16 protein-coding genes are annotated in these 19,087 nt (G+C 55.7%); 9 read left to right on the forward strand and 7 right to left on the reverse strand.

Translation table 11 applies throughout. The annotated features are described in order from the left end of the window. Nucleotides 1-21: 21 nt before the first annotated feature. From ACR0CZ_RS00935 to ACR0CZ_RS00945, 3 genes are read left to right on the forward strand one after another with little or no spacing between them, the layout of a single operon-like run. Nucleotides 22-204, forward strand: coding sequence for a hypothetical protein (locus tag ACR0CZ_RS00935; RefSeq protein ID WP_170394547.1), 183 nt, complete (start codon nucleotides 22-24; stop codon nucleotides 202-204). Continuing rightward, nucleotides 201-2,333 carry a type I secretion system permease/ATPase gene (locus tag ACR0CZ_RS00940; protein ID WP_480537138.1) on the forward strand — a complete coding sequence of 711 codons (2,133 nt, stop codon included), beginning with the start codon at nucleotides 201-203 and terminating at the stop codon, nucleotides 2,331-2,333. The genes ACR0CZ_RS00935 and ACR0CZ_RS00940 overlap by 4 nt, the downstream gene beginning before the upstream one ends. After that, the gene (locus ACR0CZ_RS00945; RefSeq protein ID WP_480537137.1) at nucleotides 2,317-3,627 is read left to right on the forward strand and encodes an HlyD family type I secretion periplasmic adaptor subunit; all 1,311 of its coding nucleotides are present in this window, start codon (nucleotides 2,317-2,319) and stop codon (nucleotides 3,625-3,627) included. Before ACR0CZ_RS00940 ends, ACR0CZ_RS00945 begins: the two co-directional genes overlap by 17 nt. Nucleotides 3,628-3,701: 74 nt before the next feature. Here the strand turns inward: ACR0CZ_RS00945 and ACR0CZ_RS00950 are convergent, their stop codons facing one another. From ACR0CZ_RS00950 to aspT, 4 genes are all read right to left on the reverse strand, one after another. Beyond that, nucleotides 3,702-4,403: a response regulator transcription factor gene (locus ACR0CZ_RS00950; protein WP_170394537.1), complete on the reverse strand. Its 702-nt coding sequence runs from the start codon at nucleotides 4,401-4,403 to the stop codon at nucleotides 3,702-3,704. Beyond that, on the reverse strand, nucleotides 4,404-6,269 hold the full coding sequence (locus tag ACR0CZ_RS00955; protein ID WP_480503105.1) for a PAS-domain containing protein: 1,866 nt from the start codon (nucleotides 6,267-6,269) through the stop codon (nucleotides 4,404-4,406). It lies immediately after the preceding gene. A 91-nt stretch (nucleotides 6,270-6,360) separates the two neighbouring features. After that, nucleotides 6,361-7,977: a bifunctional aspartate transaminase/aspartate 4-decarboxylase gene (locus ACR0CZ_RS00960; protein ID WP_170465766.1), complete on the reverse strand. Its 1,617-nt coding sequence runs from the start codon at nucleotides 7,975-7,977 to the stop codon at nucleotides 6,361-6,363. A gap of 18 nt (nucleotides 7,978-7,995) precedes the next feature. Next, entirely contained in the window at nucleotides 7,996-9,681 is a 1,686-nt protein-coding gene (aspT, locus tag ACR0CZ_RS00965) for an aspartate-alanine antiporter (RefSeq protein ID WP_170394528.1), read from the reverse strand. A gap of 396 nt (nucleotides 9,682-10,077) precedes the next feature. Here aspT and ACR0CZ_RS00970 point away from each other — a divergent pair, with 396 nt between their 5' ends. From ACR0CZ_RS00970 to ACR0CZ_RS00985, 4 genes are read left to right on the forward strand one after another with little or no spacing between them, the layout of a single operon-like run. Further along, a complete protein-coding gene (locus ACR0CZ_RS00970; protein ID WP_170394524.1) occupies nucleotides 10,078-11,202 on the forward strand; it encodes an ABC transporter permease in 1,125 nt (374 codons plus the stop codon). 1 nt (nucleotide 11,203) lies between these two features. Next, a complete protein-coding gene (locus ACR0CZ_RS00975; RefSeq protein ID WP_170394521.1) occupies nucleotides 11,204-12,019 on the forward strand; it encodes an ABC transporter ATP-binding protein in 816 nt (271 codons plus the stop codon). A 5-nt stretch (nucleotides 12,020-12,024) separates the two neighbouring features. Then, the gene (locus ACR0CZ_RS00980; RefSeq protein WP_170394518.1) at nucleotides 12,025-13,341 is read left to right on the forward strand and encodes an MlaD family protein; all 1,317 of its coding nucleotides are present in this window, start codon (nucleotides 12,025-12,027) and stop codon (nucleotides 13,339-13,341) included. Then, entirely contained in the window at nucleotides 13,338-13,994 is a 657-nt protein-coding gene (locus tag ACR0CZ_RS00985) for an ABC-type transport auxiliary lipoprotein family protein (RefSeq protein WP_170465763.1), read from the forward strand. The genes ACR0CZ_RS00980 and ACR0CZ_RS00985 overlap by 4 nt, the downstream gene beginning before the upstream one ends. Nucleotides 13,995-14,000: 6 nt before the next feature. On the opposite strand, the gene ACR0CZ_RS00990 is transcribed toward ACR0CZ_RS00985, so the two are convergent. Next, nucleotides 14,001-15,581 (reverse strand): FMN-binding glutamate synthase family protein, encoded by a 1,581-nt coding sequence (locus tag ACR0CZ_RS00990; RefSeq protein WP_170394512.1) that lies wholly within the window; start codon nucleotides 15,579-15,581, stop codon nucleotides 14,001-14,003. 177 nt (nucleotides 15,582-15,758) lie between these two features. Between ACR0CZ_RS00990 and ACR0CZ_RS00995 the strand changes: the two genes are divergently transcribed. Both ACR0CZ_RS00995 and ACR0CZ_RS01000 read left to right on the forward strand, forming a co-directional pair. Further along, on the forward strand, nucleotides 15,759-16,205 hold the full coding sequence (locus ACR0CZ_RS00995) for a fluoride efflux transporter FluC (protein ID WP_480562742.1): 447 nt from the start codon (nucleotides 15,759-15,761) through the stop codon (nucleotides 16,203-16,205). Beyond that, nucleotides 16,202-16,564: a fluoride efflux transporter FluC gene (locus tag ACR0CZ_RS01000; RefSeq protein ID WP_170465759.1), complete on the forward strand. Its 363-nt coding sequence runs from the start codon at nucleotides 16,202-16,204 to the stop codon at nucleotides 16,562-16,564. Before ACR0CZ_RS00995 ends, ACR0CZ_RS01000 begins: the two co-directional genes overlap by 4 nt. On the opposite strand, the gene ACR0CZ_RS01005 is transcribed toward ACR0CZ_RS01000, so the two are convergent. Then, the gene (locus ACR0CZ_RS01005; RefSeq protein WP_170394506.1) at nucleotides 16,561-18,078 is read right to left on the reverse strand and encodes a DHA2 family efflux MFS transporter permease subunit; all 1,518 of its coding nucleotides are present in this window, start codon (nucleotides 18,076-18,078) and stop codon (nucleotides 16,561-16,563) included. The genes ACR0CZ_RS01000 and ACR0CZ_RS01005 overlap by 4 nt on opposite strands. Further along, nucleotides 18,075-19,052, reverse strand: a complete 978-nt coding sequence (locus ACR0CZ_RS01010; RefSeq protein WP_170394503.1) for an HlyD family secretion protein — start codon at nucleotides 19,050-19,052, stop codon at nucleotides 18,075-18,077. The genes ACR0CZ_RS01005 and ACR0CZ_RS01010 overlap by 4 nt, the downstream gene beginning before the upstream one ends. Between the last annotated feature and the right edge of the window lie 35 nt (nucleotides 19,053-19,087).

The raw sequence follows: 19,087 nt of genomic DNA on the forward strand, positions 1-19,087 counted from the left end.
TCGGAAGGTCATGAACCTAGAATGGATGTATTGACTGCGAGATCCCGAGTGTCGGGTGCGAAACGCAACGACATGCAGCTACAGGAACGGCTGATTCTGGCAGAACAGAACTTCGCTTTGGCCAATTACACCTCATCGATCCGAACCGAGACCATTCTGGGTTTTCCGGGGTTCACGATGGACACGCTGGATAAGTCGCTATGAATGTTGATCGTGCAACTCTGACCGAATTGGAAGCTTGCTTGTTGAATGTCGCGGCGACACTTGAGCGGCCATTGACAGTTGCAGCACTGAACGCCTGCCAATCTGGTGATACAGATGAGTTGACCGTGCGCGATGCGATGCACGCGGCACAACGAGCAGGCCTGCAGGTCGGGTTTGGTGCGCGAAAGCTGTCGGCATTTGATGCACCGCTGGCACCTGCGATCTTGTTGTTGGAAGGCGATCGCGCCGTTGTGTACCACGGGCGTACGCGCAATGGCGATCTATTGCTTTACGACCCCGCTTTGGATGACGGTATCGGAGAGGTTCCCGAAAGCGGCGTGGGCGAAATCTACACGGGCTATGCATTGTTGTTTCGACCCTTGCACCGCGACGAGGGTAACGCCGATCAGGCTGATCAGCGGGGTCATTGGTTCTGGTCGGCACTTTCCGCAAACCGCTGGTCTTACGTTCAGGTGGCGCTGGCTGCGGCAATGGCAAACGTTCTGGGGCTTACGACCTCAGTCTTTATCATGATCGTCTACGACCGGGTCTTGCCCAACGAGGCGACCGAGTCGCTGATTGCTTTGACGCTTGGCGTGGGGTTGGCGCTTCTTTTTGACTTCGCGCTGAAGCTCCTTCGCGCGGGGTTCATAGATCGCGCCGGCCAAAATGCTGACATGTCCATGGGACGGCGAGTATTTGACCAGGTGCTGAATATTCGCATGTCGTCCCGAACGGGCTCAACGGGTGCAATGGCCAGTACCATCCGCGAATTCGAAACTTTGCGTGAATTCTTCACTTCTGCCACACTCGTCGCTGTCGTAGACTTGCCATTCATCGCGGTATTCATATTCGCGATCTATATGGTGGGCGGCCCGCTGGCGCTTGTTCCGGCACTCGCTGTACCAGTCGTTCTTCTCAGCGGACTGGCTGTTCAACCGATCCTGTCGCGTCTTGCTGAACAAAGTTTTGCAGACGGACAATCCAAGCAATCTGTTCTGGTTGAGGCTGTATCAGGCTTGGAAACCATCAAGACAACCGCCGCCAGTCGGCAGATGCGAATGCGGTGGGAAGGTGCAATTGCACGCCAGTCAAACTACGGATCACGCAGCAGGGCCGTTACTCAATTTGCCCTGAACCTAACTGGATTTACTCAGCAGGCCGCGCAAGTTCTTATCGTCTTTTATGGTGTATTTCTGATCACGGATGGCCAGACGAGCATGGGGGCACTTGTTGCGTCGGTGATGCTGACCGGCCGTGCCCTGGCACCGCTGGGACAATTGGCGCAAACCCTGACACGTGTCAATCAGGCACGCAGTGCCTACCGCAATCTGGACACGTTAATGCAGGCAAGCAATGAGCGGCCTGAAGGCAAATCTTGGATCAGCAGATCCGAGTTTTCCGGGCGGATAACGTTTAACAATGTTCATTTCGCATATCCCGATCAATCGGAAGACGCGATGAAAGGTGTTTCATTTACAATCGAACCCGGTGAAAAAGTCGCTGTCCTGGGCCAGATCGGGTCGGGCAAGAGTACGATTGCGCGACTATTGTTGGGCCTCTACCAACCGCGCGTGGGCTCGGTGATGTTGGACGGGCTGGACATTCGCCAGATTGATCCCGGCGACTTGCGGCGAAATATTGGTTCAGTCTTGCAAGACATCTGGCTGTTTTCCGGTACCGTCCGGGAAAACATTGCCAGCGGGTCGGTGCGCCCGCGTGATGATGAACTGATCCGTGCAGGGCGCATTGCAGGTGTCGAAGATTTTATCGCGCGGCACCCACGGGGCTATGATCAGCCTGTAGCCGAACGAGGAGAAGGATTGTCAGGTGGTCAAAGGCAGGCGATTGCATTGGCCCGGGCGCTTATCGGGCATCCTCCTGTCCTGCTGCTGGATGAGCCTACGAGCGCGATGGACGTCAAATCCGAATCCGAAATTATACGTCGCCTTAAAAAGACCACGCCAGATACCACGATGATCATCGTGACGCACCGAACCAGCCTGCTGGAACTGGTTGATCGGGTCATAGTGATTGAGGATGGCAAAATTGCGATGGACGGACCCAAAAACATCCTGACGCAGACAGTTCGCAAACACGGGAGGCATCTGAATGTCGCGGCATCCTGATCTGGAAAGCCTCGCCCGTGAAATGCGTGGCGGGTCACCGCTGCGGGGATCATTGCTGCTGCTCCTGATACTCAGTTGTTTGATAAGCGCCGTCGCCTGGGCTCATTTAATTGAACTCGACGATGTCGTGAGGGCAGATGGGCGTATCGTGCCATCCGGCGATATTCAGGTGATCGAAGCGACCGAACCCGGTGTTTTGCGGTCCGTTCACGTGCGCGAGGGTCTGGTGGTTGAGGCTGGTACATTGCTGATGGAGCTGAATACTACTCAGATCGAACGAGAGTTGAGCCAAGAGCAACAGCGTGCCTTTGGTTTGATGGCCCGCGCACAACGACTACGTGCCGAAATCGATGGGGCTGAGCTTGAGTTTGACGACGATCTTCTGACTGGCGCGCCAGATGTCGTGCGGTCGGAGACTGCGCTGTACCACGGTCGGCAAGCAGAACTTGAAGCTGAGATTGCAATTCTCTCTCGACAGCGCGAACAGCGGCAACGCGAGTACGAAGAGGGATTGGTTGACCAGGTCACGTCAACCGAGACCCTGAATGTGTTGGCCGATGAGCGCGCTATGATGGTGCCATTGGTCGAACAGAAGATGGAACCGGCAACAACCCTTTTGGCCCTGCGCCGTAGCGAGGCGGAATGGAAAGGCCGTAAGGTCAGAGCAGAGGCGATGATCAACCGGTTGAAGGCTGGGCTGGATGAAGTGGATGACAAGGTCCGCGCGACGCGCAGTCGGTTTCGTAGTGCCGCACTAACTGATCTGGCTTTGGTTTCGGCAGAGCTTGCCGCCTTGCAACCTGCCCTACCCTCTTTGCGTGACCGTGCGTCTCGCGCGCAGATCCGGGCCCCCGTACGGGGTGTCGTAAACCGGATTCACCGGACGACGATCGGCGGGATGGCCCGAAGCGGTGAGGAACTGATTGAGATTGTTCCGTTGGACGACAGATTGTTGGTGGAAGCCTATGTCCGGCCCAAGGACATCGCCTTCCTGCACCCAGAGCAAAAGGTCAAAATCAAGATCACGGCCTACGATTTTTCGCGGTACGGCAGTCTGGATGGCGAGATCGTTCGCATCGGTGCCGACACCATCACTCGCTCGGAACGAAGTGAAGAAGAGGTTTTCGTCGTCGAAATTCAGACTTCAGACACGATGTTGGATGCGGGTGGTACAGCGGTTGAAATCATCCCAGGAATGATCGCTCAGGTCGATATTCTGTCAGGCCGAAAGTCAGTTCTGGATTATCTGATCCAACCTGTTCTGAAAATAAAAGACGAGGCGCTGCGCGATTGAAGAGAACGACAGATGGGCAGCAGATAGCAAAGCGCCAGCCGATAGACATCTTAGGCGTCGGGGGGGACCGACGACTAAGACCAGGTCACGTCACCAAGAAAGATATATCCCGCACCATATATCGTTTTAATAAGGCGCGGGTTTTTGGGATCTTCGCCCAGCTTCGTTCGCAAGCGGGAAATCCGAACATCCATAGCGCGGTCAAAGCTGTCACCTGCCCCGCCACCCAACATGTCCTGCATGCGCGCGCGGCTGATCAGGCGTTTGGGACTTTCAAGAAACAATCGCAGAACCTCACCTTCGGCGTGGCTGAAAGGTGTCTCGACGCCATCGGCATTGATCAAGACATATCGATCAAACTGTGCGGTCCAACCATTGAATTCGGCTATGTCTGAATTCGGCGTTGCTGGTCCAGTAGAGCGTAGCCGGGCGCGGACCCGAGCAATTACTTCGGCTGGATCAAATGGTTTGGTGATGTAATCATCTGCGCCAAGCTCCAATCCCGTTACCCGGTCCTGTACCTGAGCGCGGCCTGAAATGATGATGACGGCAGCACCTTGCTCAAGCGCAAGTTTGTGCACAAGTGCAAGACCGTCGGTATCCGGCAATGATAAATCCACCAAACACAGATCCGGAGTGACCCTTTTCAGCGAAGCTTCAAATTCACGGGCACGTGAAAAGCTCTGAGTTTGAAACCCGGCATCTTCCAGCGCTTCCGTTAGGATACGGCGGATTTCAGGTTCGTCATCGAGAATGGTCACCAAAGGTTGTGTCATTCAGGCGGCCTTGGTTCGGATCAACGCCGACAATTGCGACGATGTGAATGGTTTGCTTAGGACAGGTGCACGGGTCAATGCCTGATGATGTAGCGGGTCATTTAGCGGCAGCGACGTCATCAGTATACAGGGCAACGCACCATTCAGGCGGTCGACAATGTCGATCCCAGTGCCTTCGCCCTCCAGCTTAATATCTGATAGAACCAGCGCGATATCACCGATTTCCGACGTCAAGGTCAAAGCTTCATCGACCGAGCTTGCCTCGATCACCGAACACCCCAAATCGACCAGCATGTCCCGGAACTGACTGCGCAGGTCATCGCTGTCTTCAACCAACAATACGAGACCCGCTTGCGCGGACGGGGCAGGACGGTAGGGCAAACGTATCACGACCGAAGCACCAGAAGGCGTGTTGCGCAAATTAAGGTCACCGCCCGCCAGCTTTACCGTGTCGTAGACCATTGGAAGTCCCAACCCCGAGCCATCGCTGCCTTTGGTGGAAAAGAATGGGTTTAACGCTTTCTTTAATGCTTCCCCGGTAAACCCCGGGCCAGTGTCCGACACCGTGATCTCAACCCATATTGTCCCGATTGCATGCGCAGTGATCGTGATCTGGCCCGATGTGCCGCAAGCATCCCGCGCATTCAGAACCAGGTTCAGCAGTGCATCCTGAACCATGCCGGGATCGAGCATCAGCGCCTTGTCGGGTAGAGTATTGACCACCGACAACCCCATGCCCCGCGGCAAGGACGGGGTGGCAAGGATTCGCAAATCCTCAAGTAAACCGCGCATATCCGTCGCCTGAGGTTGCGGCGTGCGATTGCCGGTCATGTCTGCGATGCGATTCAGCAGTTGCCCCCCGCGTCGGGCAGTTTGTTGCGTAGCCGTGACTAGCTGATCGGCTTCCTCGGGTAGATCCATCCTCTCTAATCGCGCCTGCATGCCCAGAATGATGGTCAGCAAATTAGAAAAGTCATGGGCAAGCCCGCTTGTCATCTGCGCCGCCATGGCTCTGCGCCGCGTTTGCTGAAGGGCGACACGGGCTTGAGTTTCTTCGGTGATATCCACCGACATGACATAAACACCACCCGCTTTATCCGGGGTGAATGATACCCGAATGCGGCGTGAATCCTGATCTTCGGTAAACTCGAAAACCGAAGGTTGGCCTCCATAGGCCTGTTCCAGATGTGGCTTTACCCGGTCATAGGCAGATGACCCCAAAGCCTTTGATATATGAAGGCCCAGAATGTCAGACGGACGGCCGGGCATGACCGAACTGAGGCGGCGGTTTGAGTAATCGTATCGTCCATCGGCATCCAGATGCGCGATATGAGCCGGCATCATCTCGGTCGTCATCCGCGTGCGGGCCTCGATCTCTGTCAGTTGACGCTTGGCTTCTTCCAGCGCGGTGATGGTCGCGGCCAGTTTGCGGTTGGTTGCGGAAAGCTCTTCGGCATGGCTCAGAAGTTGGCCAGACAGTTCTTCTGAACGGGCACGCAGCAAATCTTCTACCCGCTTCGTGCGAGTTATGTCGGTATAGACGGCCACCCAACCCCCATTGGGCAAAGGTGCACCTTCGACCGAGATCACCTGACCATTAGGCCGTGTGCGCTCCATATAATGCGGCTCGAACGCGAGGGCCTGTGAAACGCGTAGCTCGACCATCTCGTCAACATCGCCGACCGAACCGTATTCCCCGCGGCTAGCGAGAAAATAAATTGTGTCGCGAAACAGAGCCCCCGGCTCGACAAGTTCGTTTGGCAGGTCGAACATTTCCTGAAACCGCAGGTTGCTGACCACGAGACGCAATTGGCTGTCATAAATTGACAGCGCCTGACCGATCAGGTTCAGGCCAGCCGTGGTCATCGCCTTGATGCGCTGTTCGGAAATGTCCAAATTCGTCCTCCCCTGCGCCCATGGGTATCACCAGTTCAGGCGCAGGTGTAGGGAGATTTATCTATCCGTGCAGCGGCAAATTGTTCGCGGCACGGTAGGCTTGAACATAGCCGCGTGCCACTGATCGAACGGCTGTTCCGATCTGCGAATATGCCTCGTCCGGCAGATTCGCAAAGGACACGCGAGCCGACCAGCCCGGAGCATCAAATCCGCTGCCGTTCAGCAAAACGATGCCATAGTCTTCGGCCAGCTTGAACGCGATATCCAATGGATGAACATTCTGCTTGATCCAAGCCACGACATCTTCACCGACATATTTTCGCAACCAGTATTCGAAATCGATGATGCCGTAATAGGCGTCGTAATGCTCACCTGCCTGCACCTCGATGCCCATCGCTTCGGTCAGCAGTTTGAAACGGCGATGAACCAACTCCATACAGGCGGTCTGATAGATTTTCTTGCTGTCGACCAACTCACTGAGTGAAAACAGTGTCATCATCACCTGCTGCGGCAGCGACAGGCCCGCCGTGTGGTTCAAAGCCACATCGCGGCTATCGGCCACAAGCCGGTCGATAAAGCGAATGTCACTCGGTGTCAGGCTGAGCGTGCCGTAGCGCTTGTCCAGGGACTGTTTGATCTCATCCGGATGATCCACCAGCTTGAGATCGAAGATGTTATCTTGCGCCACGGCAATCACGCCGAGACGCCAGCCGGTGCAGCCAAAATACTTCGAGTAGGAATACACACCGATTGTGTTGCGCGGCAGATGGCCCATGACCGAGGTAAAATCGTGCACAAAGGTGCCGTAGACATCATCCGTTAGCACGATCAGATCAGGCCGGTGATTTTCAACCAGATCCGCTAGTTTGCGAAGTGACGCGGTACTGAGCGCGACCGAAGACGGATTGCCGGGATTGACTAGGAAGAACGCCTTTACCTTGGGATCTTTCAACTTTTCCACTGCTTGGTCGGTCAGTTGAAAACCATCCTCTTCATCGGTTTCCACATGCACGGATTCAAGGCTGTAATCCTCCAACTCAGGCATTTCCAAGTAAGGCGTGAAGATCGGTGTACACAACGCGATCGTATCACCCGGGTTCAGCAGCCGATTGGCTTTGAGAGACTTGAAGATATAACACATCGCCGCCGTGCCGCCTTCGACTGCGAACAGATCGAACTGAGCGTCAGGCCGGTGACCTCGGCACATGGACCACATCAGGTATTCATGGGCAATGGTGGCATTGTGTTTCAGGATGCGGTCAGGCACCGGATAGTTATCACCGATGATCGAATCCGTCAGTTCATGCACAAACTCGTCCGCATCGAAATCAAATGCGGATATGGCATGCGCCACGACCTCAAGCAGCGTATCGACGCCCGGCGTGTCGGAATGATCAGACGCCCAGCTCTGCAGCCGTCCATGGCAACCTTTCTGCGCCGGCATTCCGCCTAAACCAGCGGGGTGGTCCATCACACGTTTGGATTCAGTTATGGCAAATTGACCAAGGGCAAAGAACGCCTCACGCGGACGGGTGGCAACCCAGTTAGGATTGCCGCGCCCCGCGTTCAGGAAAGCACTATTGGCCTTACGCGCCTCGGCCGAGGCCAGTTTGATCAGCTCATCCTTGATCTGAAACGGGCTGAGTGCTTCGTAATCGTGCAGCGTTACTCTATCCATAACGTGAACCTCTCCAAATCAGCTTAGGATCAAAACAACGACCATCCCGAAGATGGTCAATAATGTATTTCCGATCGCATACGGCATTCCGTAGCCAAGCGCCGGGATGCGACTTTGCGCGGCTTCCTGGATCATACCCAACGCCGCCGTCGTGGTGCGCGCACCTGCGCAGGCACCAAACAGAATGGCCGGGTGGAATTTGAACACGTAATGCCCGACGTAAACTGCAAAGATCATTGGTAGCGAAGTCGCGACGATTCCCCATAGCAGCAGCGCAATACCGGCCTGTTGCAGTCCCGCGACAAATCCCGGCCCTGCGGTGATCCCTATCACCGCGATAAACACGTTCAGACCCAGAGTGTTCATCAACCAAAGCGCCGGACCCGGGATGCGCCCAAAGGTCGGGTGCACCGTACGCAGCCAACCCAGCACCAGCCCAGCCAGCAGCGCGCCTCCGGTAGTGGAAAGGCTGATCGGGAAACCACCCATCATGACTGACAGTGTTCCAATGATGCCGCCGATGAAAATCCCCCAGCCTACAAAGGCCAGATCTGTGGTGTCTACCGGGCGGTCGGCATAGCCAATCTGGGCAACTGCGGCCTCGACATGCCGCTTGCTGCCCTGAATTGTGACGATGTCACCACGATGCACGACTGTCCCGGGTAGCAGCGGCAAATCCTGCATGTTTCGCATCAGTTTCGAGACATAAATGCCCCGCGCGATCGACAGTTTGCTTAGCTCTTCAAGCGTCTTGTTATGAACCTCTTTGCTGGTGATCAGCACATCCAGTTTTTCCGACGGTATGCTCAGCAGATCAGGCGCGTCAGCTTCTGTAAGATTGGTCTCAAGCAAACCCACCAGATCAGCGCGGCGGCCTGAGAACATCACAACATCTCCGGCCTGCAATACGGTGTTATCATCTACCTCTATGATCTTCCCGTCGCGTCTCAGGCGTTCGGCATAGATGCGGATACCGGGCATCAGATCTTTGACCGGTTGCCCTAGCAAATCGCTACCTTCTGGGATCTCAAAGGCCCGCGCCTCGATCGCGCGATATGCCGAGACGATGCCATCACCGGTTTCAACCGACGTCGTGCCACCCAGCTTAGCCTCATATTCCTTGCAGGCCGCGACCAGATCGACGCCAATCAGACGCGGGCCGATCTTGGCCAGAATGATGGCCGACCCGATTGTGCCGTAAATATAGGTCACCGCATAGGCAATCGGAATCTGGTTCGCATAGGTTTTGGCCTGTTCCGCCGACAGGCCCAGCTGGCCGATTTGGTCGGTCGCAACGCCGATCGCCGCTGAAATCGTCTGCGATCCGGCATAAAGCCCCGCGGCATAGCCAAGTTCCAGACCCGCGACCTTGGCTGCGATGATCGGGATTACAAGGCAAAGTGCGAGCACGCTGAGCGCAAAGAACACCTCGCGTGCGCCGTCTGCTTTCAGGCCGCGGATGAACTGAGGTCCGACACCGTAGCCCACAGCAAAGATGAACAAGATGAAGAAAGTCGATTTGACCGCCGAGTCGATTTCAATCTGGGCCTGCCCGATCACCACCGCCGCCAACAACGTTGCCGTGACCGTGCCCAGACTGAACCCCATCAGTTTCCAGGGACCAACGAGAAAGCCGATACCGATGGACAGGAACACCGCCAATTCAGGGTAGTTTTGAAGAATATGCACCAGCCAATCGACCATCAATCACCTCTCAATCCGCGCCTGACAGGCATTTGAGGCAAAAGCCGGAGACAAGGTGAAGAAGCGCCCAATTGGCCCACTTGCTGCCCGACCAAGCCGCCTGTTCGAACACACAACCGCAACAGGAAAACTTCGGCCTCACGATACCTTACAAAGGACATTTGTCTATAATTATCTGAATATTAATAGTTCTGCTTGTCCGCCCTCATTCAGAACACCCTGACTGAGCCTGCGCCACAATGCAAACACGCGAAACGCATGGCTCGCCCGCTCTGCCTGCTCCAGAACCGGAACCATGGGCTTCACTGTCGCTCTACCGCAATGCGCGGGCGCAAAATCCTGAGGGGTTCGAACAAATCCATTGCAGCGACCCGGTGTTTGCCATCACATACCGCTATGACACGGCCGACGATTATTTCCGAGACCAGCGCAACCGGCGTTTGTATCCGCCTTGCCGGAGATCTGCGCACTCAATCGTTGGATCGTGTCGAAGCGGGTTTTGCTGCCCAAAAGCCCAACGGCCAAGATGTCATTGTGGACATGTCGCAGGTGGAATCGCTGGATACCGGAGGGGCCTGGCTAGTCGCCAATCTGGTGCAGCGGATGGGAAGCGAGGGCGCTCAGGTCCAGCTCGAAGGGTTGGCCCCTGCGCATTCGTCATTGATCGAAACAGTATCGCACAACATACCCGAGGTTACAGGAGAAGAACTGCCGCCGCATGGCTTTGTGAATTGGGTTGCCCGGATTGGGCAAAAAACTTTTGGCGCCTGGCAGGACACATTATCAATCATCGGCTTTCTTGGCCTTACTCTGCATCGATTGGTCCGGACTCTGATCATGCCATGGCGACTGCGTCGTGCTGCCTTGGTGTCACAGATGGAGCAAGTCGGCTTCAAGGCGCTGCCGATTGTGTCCTTGATGGGTTTCCTGATCGGCGTCGTTCTGGCCTTTCAGGGCGCGACGCAGTTGAAACAGTTCGGGGCTGAGATCTTTGTTGTCGAATTGATCTCCATCTCGATCCTGCGTGAGCTTGGTATCCTGCTGACAGCGATCATCGTCGCTGGTCGCTCCGGTTCGGCTTTTACGGCTTCGATTGGCTCGATGAAGGTGCAGGAAGAGATTGATGCGATGCGCACCCTGGGGTTGGATCCGATTGAAGTTCTGGTCATTCCCCGTGTTCTGGCGCTGTTGATCATGTTGCCCATTCTTGGCTTTGTTGCCGATATGGCTGGCCTGATCGGCGGAGCGTTGATGAGTTGGATCGACCTCGGTGTCAGCCCCGGCATGTTCCTGACCCGGTTGAAGGAAAATACCGGCGTCGCACAGCTTGCCGTCGGGATGATCAAGGCACCGTTCTTTGCACTGGTGATCGGTGTCATTGCCTGCTGGCAGGCTATGCAGGTCAAAGGTTCATCCGAAAGCGTTGGTCAGCGGACGACAGCCTCGGTCGTGCAATCGATCTTTATGGTCATCGCCATCGACGCCCTGTTTTCGATCTTCTTCTCAGAGTTGGGGATCTGACATGGATGGCGCCGCGCTTCAGGACAAGCCCCAATCCGACACGAAACGCGAAGCCGTTATTCGTGTGCGCAATTTAACCAACCAATTCGGCGAGCAAGTGGTCCACGACAACCTCAACCTCGATGTCTGGCGCGGTGAAGTGCTGGGTGTTGTCGGTGGATCGGGCACTGGGAAGTCCGTGCTTTTGCGTACGATCGTCGGGCTGAACAAGCCCAAGTCGGGAAGTATTGAGGTTCTTGGCGTCGATGTTCTTAATGGCCCCGAAGAAGAACGTCAGCGGATCGAAAGAAGCTGGGGTGTGGCATTCCAGGACGGTGCACTGTTTTCCTCACTGACTGTATTGCAGAACGTGATGGCGCCTCTGCGCGAGCACACGGGTATCAGTGAAAAATTGATGGCCGCACTGGGTGGTCTGAAGATCAGTCTTGTTGGCTTGCCTCAACTAAGTTGTAGCAAGTTCCCTTCGGAACTGTCCGGCGGAATGCGTAAACGCGCCGCGTTGGCCCGCGCCCTGTCGCTGGACCCTGAAATCGTTTTTCTGGACGAACCAACTGCCGGGTTGGACCCGATCGGGGCCGCCGCATATGATGAACTGATCGGGGAACTTCAGCACACGTTGGGGCTGACCGTGTTCATGGTAACCCATGATCTGGACAGCCTTTATGCCATATGTGATCGCGTTGCGGTACTTGCGGAAAAACGCGTGCTGGTTGAAGGTCCGATAGAAGAGATGACCAAGGTCGACCATCCTTGGGTTCAGGAATATTTCACAGGCCCCCGCGCCCGTGCGGCACAACAGAAGGGGCAGGACAGGTAGAGGCGATGGAGACCCGAGCGAATTACATCCTGATCGGTGCGTTCACCCTGGCGGGCATCCTTGGTGCCTTCGGGTTCTTTCTGTGGCTCGCCAAATTCGAAGTGACCCGGCAATACGCCTATTATGATGTGTTGTTCGACAATGTCTCGGGCCTGTCGGCTGCAGGTGGCGTAAATTACAACGGCTTGCCTGTGGGTCAGGTGGTTTCCCTGGACTTGGACAAAGATGACCCGTCAAAGGTGCGAGTGCGGCTTGAGGTTGATGCCGACATCCCTGTTACCAAAGAAACCATCGCACAGTTGCAATCTCTGGGTGTGACAGGGGTTGCTTATGTTGAGCTTTCCGGCGGGTCCCCAACCGCAGAAAGGCTGGCCCAGAATAGTGTCATCCCAAGCAAGCGCAGTTCGATTCAATCCTTGCTTGAGGGTGCGCCAGAGGTTCTGGAAAAGGCGGTCACCCTGTTGGAGAACCTCAATTCGGTTGTTGATGACAAAAACCGAAAGGCGGTGTCGGATATCCTGAACAATCTGGCAGAAGCGTCGGGCAAGCTGGATAAAACTCTGACGGATTTCCAGTCGCTCTCGTCCGATTTGGGCGGTGCGGCCAAAGACGTTGGAGAATTTACCAAGAGACTGGATACGTTGGCGAACACGGCCGAGACGACGTTGAGCACAGGAACGGACACGCTGAAGAGCATCAAAGAGACCTCAGAATCCGCCAAAACAACGCTAGAGACTGCAAATAACGCCATTGCCAGTGCTGAAAGCGTGATTCAGGAAGATATCCGGCCCTTTATCGAACGCGGGTCAATCCTGGCCGAAAGGCTGACTCGGCTGTCAGATGAAGGCAGCGTTACGCTTGAGGTAATCAGCGAGACTGTTCTGAATGCAAACACCACCCTTGAATCGGTTACATCGACTATGGATTCAGCCAAAGGGGCGCTCGATTCAGCAGAGAGGGCGTTTGACTCGGCAAACCGCGTGATGGACGAGGATATCTCACCTGTCGCTGAAGATGTGAGTAAGGCGGCCAATCAGGTTGCGGAAACCGTCTCGAATATTACCGAAAAGATTGACAAGATTTCCGACGATGTTCTCAGCGCCTCCCAATCGGCGTCGGATCTGCTGGGAACCATCGACGGGATCGTTCAGGACAACCGCCGTCAGGTTTCGGACTTCTTGCGCGTTGGGTTGCCTCAGTTCATCCGGTTCATCGAGGAATCACAGCGTCTGGTCATCAGTCTGGATAGATTGGTCGACAAGGTCGAACGCGACCCGGCCCGCTTTTTGTTAGGCACCCAAGCATCGGAGTTTCGTCAATGATACGGCCCTTAATATTGACTCTGGTTTTGGCCGCATCAACAGGCTGCACGGGCTTGGGCACGCTGCGGCAGGCTTCTAAGCCCAATGATTTGTATTTGCTGACACCCAAAAGCACGTTCTCGTCATCGCTGCCGCGTATCCAAAAACAGATCGTTGTCGAAGAGCCCACAGCGACGGCGGCCGTGAACACCGATCAGATCGCCGTGCAGCCCACCTTGCTTCAGGTTCAGTATCTGCCGCGGGCCCGATGGGTGGATCGCGCGCCGTTAATTGTGCAGGCGCTGATGGTCGAAAGCTACGAAAATTCGGGCAAGGTCGCGGCCGTAGGACGTTCGACCGTAGGCCTGAGAGCGGACTATGTGATCGCGCCTGATCTGCGCGAATTTCAGGGCATCGTCATCAGCGAAACCGAAGACACGAAGACGGTCCGCGTAGAAGTGCGCATCAATATCAAGATTATCGATGAGTATGAGGACAAGATCATCGCTTCAAGCTCATTCCAGGAAGCAGTGCTGGCGACCAGCGATAAAACACCTGAACTGGTTGAGGCCTTTGATATCGCCTTGGGCAAGACAATGCGGGATGCCGTAGAATGGAGCATCCGCAAAATCCATACGCATACGCTCAATAACCCGCGATCAACACCTAGCTAGCGGTCGCTAGAACTGGCTCGCCGAGGCGACTTGCCAGTCAGCGGCGAACTCTTCAGGGATGGTCTTGCCCAACAGAGAGCCGTCATCCAGAAAGCTGTATAGCTCGGCATAAGACCGCTCTCGTTCATCCGCATTTCGGCGCCGGATGTCGGCAGGGCGCAGGTCGGAAACTTTTGCTTTGCCCATAGCCCCTAATATCTCGCGGAAGCTTTCAAGCGTCGCGTCATGAAACCGATGCACGCGCTGTCGTTTCTGTGGCACATTCACTGCCCGCCCACGGATCGGATCTTGCGTCGCTACCCCCGAGGGGCACCTGTTGGTGTTGCAATGCAGCGCCTGAATGCACCCCACCGCAAACATCATCGCCCGCGCCGCGTTACACATATCCGCACCCAAAGCGAATTTCTCGACCATATCGAACCCAGTGGCCACTTTGCCCGAACAGATCACCCGCACCTTGTCGCGGACCCCGATACCGCGCAGACAGTTGTTTACAAATATCAGTGCCTCGTTGAGCGGCATCCCCAATCGGTTGGTGAACTCGACCGGGGCAGCGCCAGTGCCCCCTTCCGCGCCGTCCACCGTGATGAAGTCAGGCAGAATCTCAGTTTCCAACATCGCTTTGCAAATCGCCATAAACTCGGATCGACGACCGATGCACAGTTTGAAGCCTACGGGCTTGCCACCTGACATCTCTCGCAGATGCTGAACGAAATGCATCAATCCAGTCGGTCCATCAAAGGCCGAATGAATAGGTGGGGAAATCACATCCTGATGTACTGGAACCCCACGAATCTCGGCGATTTCTTCATCCACCTTTGCTGCCGGTAGGACCCCGCCATGAGACGGCTTCGCCCCTTGCGATAGTTTGATCTCGATCGCTTTGACGACATCTTTCTTGGCCTTTTCGGCAAACAGGTCCTTATCGAACCCACCTTCAGGCGTGCGGCATCCAAAATATCCTGTTCCGATTTGCCAGATGATGTCTCCACCTTCTGCCAGATGGTGGGGGGACAGTCCGCCTTCGCCCGTGTTATGCGCAAAACCCCCATCTTTTGCACCGCCATTCAAAGCACGGATTGCGTTGGCGCTGAGTGCACCGAAACTCATTGCTGATACGTTCAGACGCGACGCATTGTAGGGTTTGTCGCACTGAGGGCCGCCCAGTATCACCCGTTCTTCGCTCTCTTCAACGTGCTTGGGGGATAGCGAGTGATCAGCGCGGTGATAACCTACCGTCATGATATCGTACTGAGTGCCAAACGCCTGAGTATCCACCTGCCCCTTGGCGCGGGAATAGACCAGACTGCGGATGATCCGATTATAGGGCCGCCCGCTTTCATTGGTTTCAACGAAATACTGCCGGATTTCAGGGCTGACAAACTCCAACATATATCGGAAGTGACCCAGTACCGGGTAGTTGTTCAGCACATTATGCTTGGTTGTCAGCATATCGTAGAGACCGACAACCGCATAGGGGATCAGTATGATCAGCAACCAGTGGGCGGGTGGCCAGAAAAAACCCCAAAGCAAAGTCAAAGGCAAGCAGACATAGCTGAGGAAATAGTAAAGCCTGCGAACAATCATTTCCTATCTCCCTGAGTAGCGCTGTGACAGCGTGACCTTGAATGGACATTGGGTCCATGACCCTGCTCTTCATCCAGAACGTGGAACAAATTGACCTGTTTGCGCAAGCCCTTGCTAATCAAACAAAGATAACGGTTGGGTTAGCGAGGCCGGTTGAACCAAGCAAAAGCAGTCTGTATGCAAAATGAAACGCTGGTCAGAGCAGGATCAACCGCAGTGTCGAAAACAGCGCCTGTATTCGGGCATCGCGCCCTGATGTATACAGCCGTCTTTGTGGGGGGTGCTGCAGGGTCGTTGCTGCGCGAGCTATTTTCGCTGGAGATCCCCGGCGCTCCGTTCCTGACCGCGACTTTCGGCATCAATGTTGCGGCCTGTTTCGTTCTAGGTTGGCTCTATGCCATTCGAAATCTTGTCCACGCCCACGTCCTGCATCTAGGGGCCGTCGGATTTTGCGGTGGGCTATCGACGTTTTCCTCATTCGTCGCCGAGCTGGAAAGACTGGCAGAAACCGGGAATTGGTTTGTGGTTATCGCCGTAAGCGCGGAGATCGCATTTGGTCTTACGGCGGCGGTTCTTGGGGAAGCGCTGGGTCGGCGGCATCATTCCCGGGAAACATCGGAATGACGACCTTGTATCTGCATGCCATGTTCGCATTGGGCGGAGGATTGGGGGCTGTACTGCGGCATTGGCTGGCACTTCGGGTGACGCATGATCTGCCGTACTCGACCCTGATCGTGAATGTTCTGGGCAGCCTTCTGCTGGGTCTATGGATTGGTTATCTGGGTGGCTCTGCAGAAATGGGCGAAGAGGAAAAACGCCTTGTATTCGGGTTTTGCGGCGGCTTCACCACATTCTCAAGCTTCGCCTATCAATCGCTGCAATTGCACCGTGAACGGACGATCGTATTTGCCGCCGGGAACATCGCTCTCAGCCTCGCATTGTGCTGGTTCGCGCTATGGCTGGGCCTTGTTCTGACGCGCTAGTGAACGGGTGCTGCAGCCCTTTGGTCGGGCCTGGGCGCGCGGCAGAAGAACAACAGTGGGATCGTGGCCAACGCCAGCAGTCCAAGATTGTTGAATACAGTAAGGTACGAGATCATCTCGGCCTGCCGTGCGATCTCTTGCCCCAGAATGGCGGCGCCCTGAGCGCTATCGGGTGTCAGCCCCAGCGGCGCAAGATAAGCCTGTGCAGCAGGATTGTAGGGTGTCACATTCTGGCTGAGCACTGCCGTATTGGTTTGCAGGCCTCGCACGACCCAAGTCCCCACCAATGAAATACCTACCGAAGAGCCAAGCTGCCTGGTGACGTTGAATAGGCCCGAGGCCTCATCCTGCCTTGATTTACTGATGCTCTCGAATGCCAGAATAGACATCGGCACAAACACCAGCCCCATCCCCAGACCACTGACAAAGCCCGGCCAAGCCAGTTGCCAGAAACCGGCGTCGAGGTTGAGCGTGCCCAACATGAAATTCCCCACTGCTGTCAACAGCATCCCCAACCCGGCTAAAACTCGTGGATCAAACCGGGTGACCAGTACGGCCCCGGTCAGCACCATCGATGCACCTGCGGCGATCCCGCGCGGTATGAACAAATGACCGGATTCGATCACGGGGTAATCGAGCAGGCTTTGCACAAAGGTTGGCAGTATGGCGATCCCGCCAAACAATGAGATCGCGAACCCCGCTATCACTAGGTTGCACAGGGCAAAGTTGCGATCCGCAAAAAGGCGCAAATCAACGACAGAATGCCGGGATGTCAGAGAATGGACGATGAACCCCAGCGCCCCAAGAACCGAAGCGATCAGCGCCAGCTGTATCATCCTCGATGACAGCCAGTCCTTGGTCTCACCTTGGTCAAGAATGAATTGAAGGCATCCAATGCCAACTGCCAGCAGCGCCAGGCCTTTCCAGTCGATGCGCACCTCTTCGGTTTTGTCGTCCGGCAACTCGCCCGCCAAAAGCAGCAGGGCCATGGCAGCGACCGGAAGATTGACGAAAAACACCATTCGCCACGAAAAATACTCCGTCAGGACTGCGCCTACAGTTGGGCCCAACACCGGTGCGACCACCACGCCCAAGCCAAAGACCGCCATGGCCTGCCCCCGTTTTTCACGTGGAAAGGCGTCAAACAGGATGGACTGCGACAACGGGATCAGGAACGCGCCGAACATGCCCTGCGCCAGGCGGAACGCGACGATAGTCTGAAGACTCCATGACAGGCCGCACATGACAGACATTGTGGCAAAACCCGTGACCGCAGTCAGGATCAGCCTGCGCCGCCCGACCCGACGCGCGACAAACCCGGTCAGCGGCATGACCACAACGGCTGAGACGATATAGCTGGTTAAAATCCATGTCGCCTGATCGGTTGTGGCCCCAAAAGCCGCCTGAATATGCGGCAACGCAACATTGACGATGGTACTGTCCAGAACTTCGAGAATTGCACTGAGCACGACGGCCACGACAATCACGCGATTGATATGGCCGGCATCAGTCATTGGCTGGGTCCGGTTGTATCCACCGTAACTTTGCTGCTGCCTCCTACACGCAGCGGAGCATCAGTTGGATCAAGCTCAATCCGCACCGGGAAACGTCGAGTGACCTTGACCCAGTTGCCGCTGGAGTTTTCGGACGGCAACAACGAAAACGTATCGCCCGAGCCTCGACCGATCGACGCAACCTTGCCGGTCAGGGTCGTGTCTGGAAGCATATCCACCTGCACTGTGACCGGCTGACCGGGTCGGATGCGTGGCAGTGATGTTTCCTTGAAATTTGCATCGACCCACCAGTCAGACGACTCGACAATGGAAAATTGCGGCGCATTGGCCGAGACAGACGACCCTGGCCGCAGCGTCAGATTTGCGATCCAGCCATCGGCCGCGGCATAGACCTTGGTCCAGACAAGATCGGCCTGCGCGATTTCCAACGCAGCCTGCGAGGACAACACATTGTCCTGCCGGGCCGCGAGACCACTTTGCAATGCGGAAAGCTCGGACCGGCTGGTGGTCAACCGGGCCGAAGCCTGTGCGAATTCGGATGTAGTTTGGTCCAGCGAGGCCTGCGCGAGGTCCCCGTCCGAAAACAAAGCTCGGGCGCGTTCAAGATTGCTCTGAGCCGTTTCGTAGAAAGAGTTGGCGCTTTCGACAGCGGCCTGTGCAGCGGTGATCTGGTTCGAGAAGGAGTCAGCCTGCTGAATGGCACTGTCCAGATTAGCTTTGGCCTGATCGACCGAGGCTTGGAACTGTGTCGGATCAATCGAGAACAGCAAATCGCCTGCATTGACCGGCTGGTTTTCGACCACCGAAACGTCTGAAACCTGCCCGGTCACCTGTGCGGCCACATAGATGATATTCGCGCCGATATAGGCGTCTTTTGTTGACGGATACCGCTCTTCATGCCGCCAGAAAAGGAACAATCCAACAGCAATCGTGACCAGGATCCCTGCGGCGGCAATTGCCTTGAATGACTTCATAAGCAGCTTCCTTTTTGGTGCCTAAGCGAGCGACC

The organism is Ruegeria sp. H9 (genome assembly GCF_056532915.1).

What these genes read in the sequence shown, in the direction of transcription:
- ACR0CZ_RS01005 (WP_170394506.1), bottom strand. Translation starts at nt 18,078, where the DNA reads ATGACTGATGCCGGCCATATCAATCGCGTGATTGTCGTGGCCGTCGTG.
- ACR0CZ_RS00940 (WP_480537138.1), top strand. Translation starts at nt 201, where the DNA reads ATGAATGTTGATCGTGCAACTCTGACCGAATTGGAAGCTTGCTTGTTG.
- ACR0CZ_RS00955 (WP_480503105.1), bottom strand. Translation starts at nt 6,269, where the DNA reads ATGACCACGGCTGGCCTGAACCTGATCGGTCAGGCGCTGTCAATTTAT.
- ACR0CZ_RS00980 (WP_170394518.1), top strand. Translation starts at nt 12,025, where the DNA reads ATGGAGACCCGAGCGAATTACATCCTGATCGGTGCGTTCACCCTGGCG.
- ACR0CZ_RS00950 (WP_170394537.1), bottom strand. Translation starts at nt 4,403, where the DNA reads ATGACACAACCTTTGGTGACCATTCTCGATGACGAACCTGAAATCCGC.
- ACR0CZ_RS00990 (WP_170394512.1), bottom strand. Translation starts at nt 15,581, where the DNA reads ATGATTGTTCGCAGGCTTTACTATTTCCTCAGCTATGTCTGCTTGCCT.
- ACR0CZ_RS00970 (WP_170394524.1), top strand. Translation starts at nt 10,078, where the DNA reads ATGACACGGCCGACGATTATTTCCGAGACCAGCGCAACCGGCGTTTGT.
- ACR0CZ_RS01000 (WP_170465759.1), top strand. Translation starts at nt 16,202, where the DNA reads ATGACGACCTTGTATCTGCATGCCATGTTCGCATTGGGCGGAGGATTG.
- ACR0CZ_RS00985 (WP_170465763.1), top strand. Translation starts at nt 13,338, where the DNA reads ATGATACGGCCCTTAATATTGACTCTGGTTTTGGCCGCATCAACAGGC.
- ACR0CZ_RS00995 (WP_480562742.1), top strand. Translation starts at nt 15,759, where the DNA reads ATGCAAAATGAAACGCTGGTCAGAGCAGGATCAACCGCAGTGTCGAAA.
- ACR0CZ_RS00945 (WP_480537137.1), top strand. Translation starts at nt 2,317, where the DNA reads ATGTCGCGGCATCCTGATCTGGAAAGCCTCGCCCGTGAAATGCGTGGC.
- ACR0CZ_RS00975 (WP_170394521.1), top strand. Translation starts at nt 11,204, where the DNA reads ATGGATGGCGCCGCGCTTCAGGACAAGCCCCAATCCGACACGAAACGC.
- ACR0CZ_RS00935 (WP_170394547.1), top strand. Translation starts at nt 22, where the DNA reads ATGGATGTATTGACTGCGAGATCCCGAGTGTCGGGTGCGAAACGCAAC.
- ACR0CZ_RS01010 (WP_170394503.1), bottom strand. Translation starts at nt 19,052, where the DNA reads ATGAAGTCATTCAAGGCAATTGCCGCCGCAGGGATCCTGGTCACGATT.
- aspT (WP_170394528.1), bottom strand. Translation starts at nt 9,681, where the DNA reads ATGGTCGATTGGCTGGTGCATATTCTTCAAAACTACCCTGAATTGGCG.
- ACR0CZ_RS00960 (WP_170465766.1), bottom strand. Translation starts at nt 7,977, where the DNA reads ATGGATAGAGTAACGCTGCACGATTACGAAGCACTCAGCCCGTTTCAG.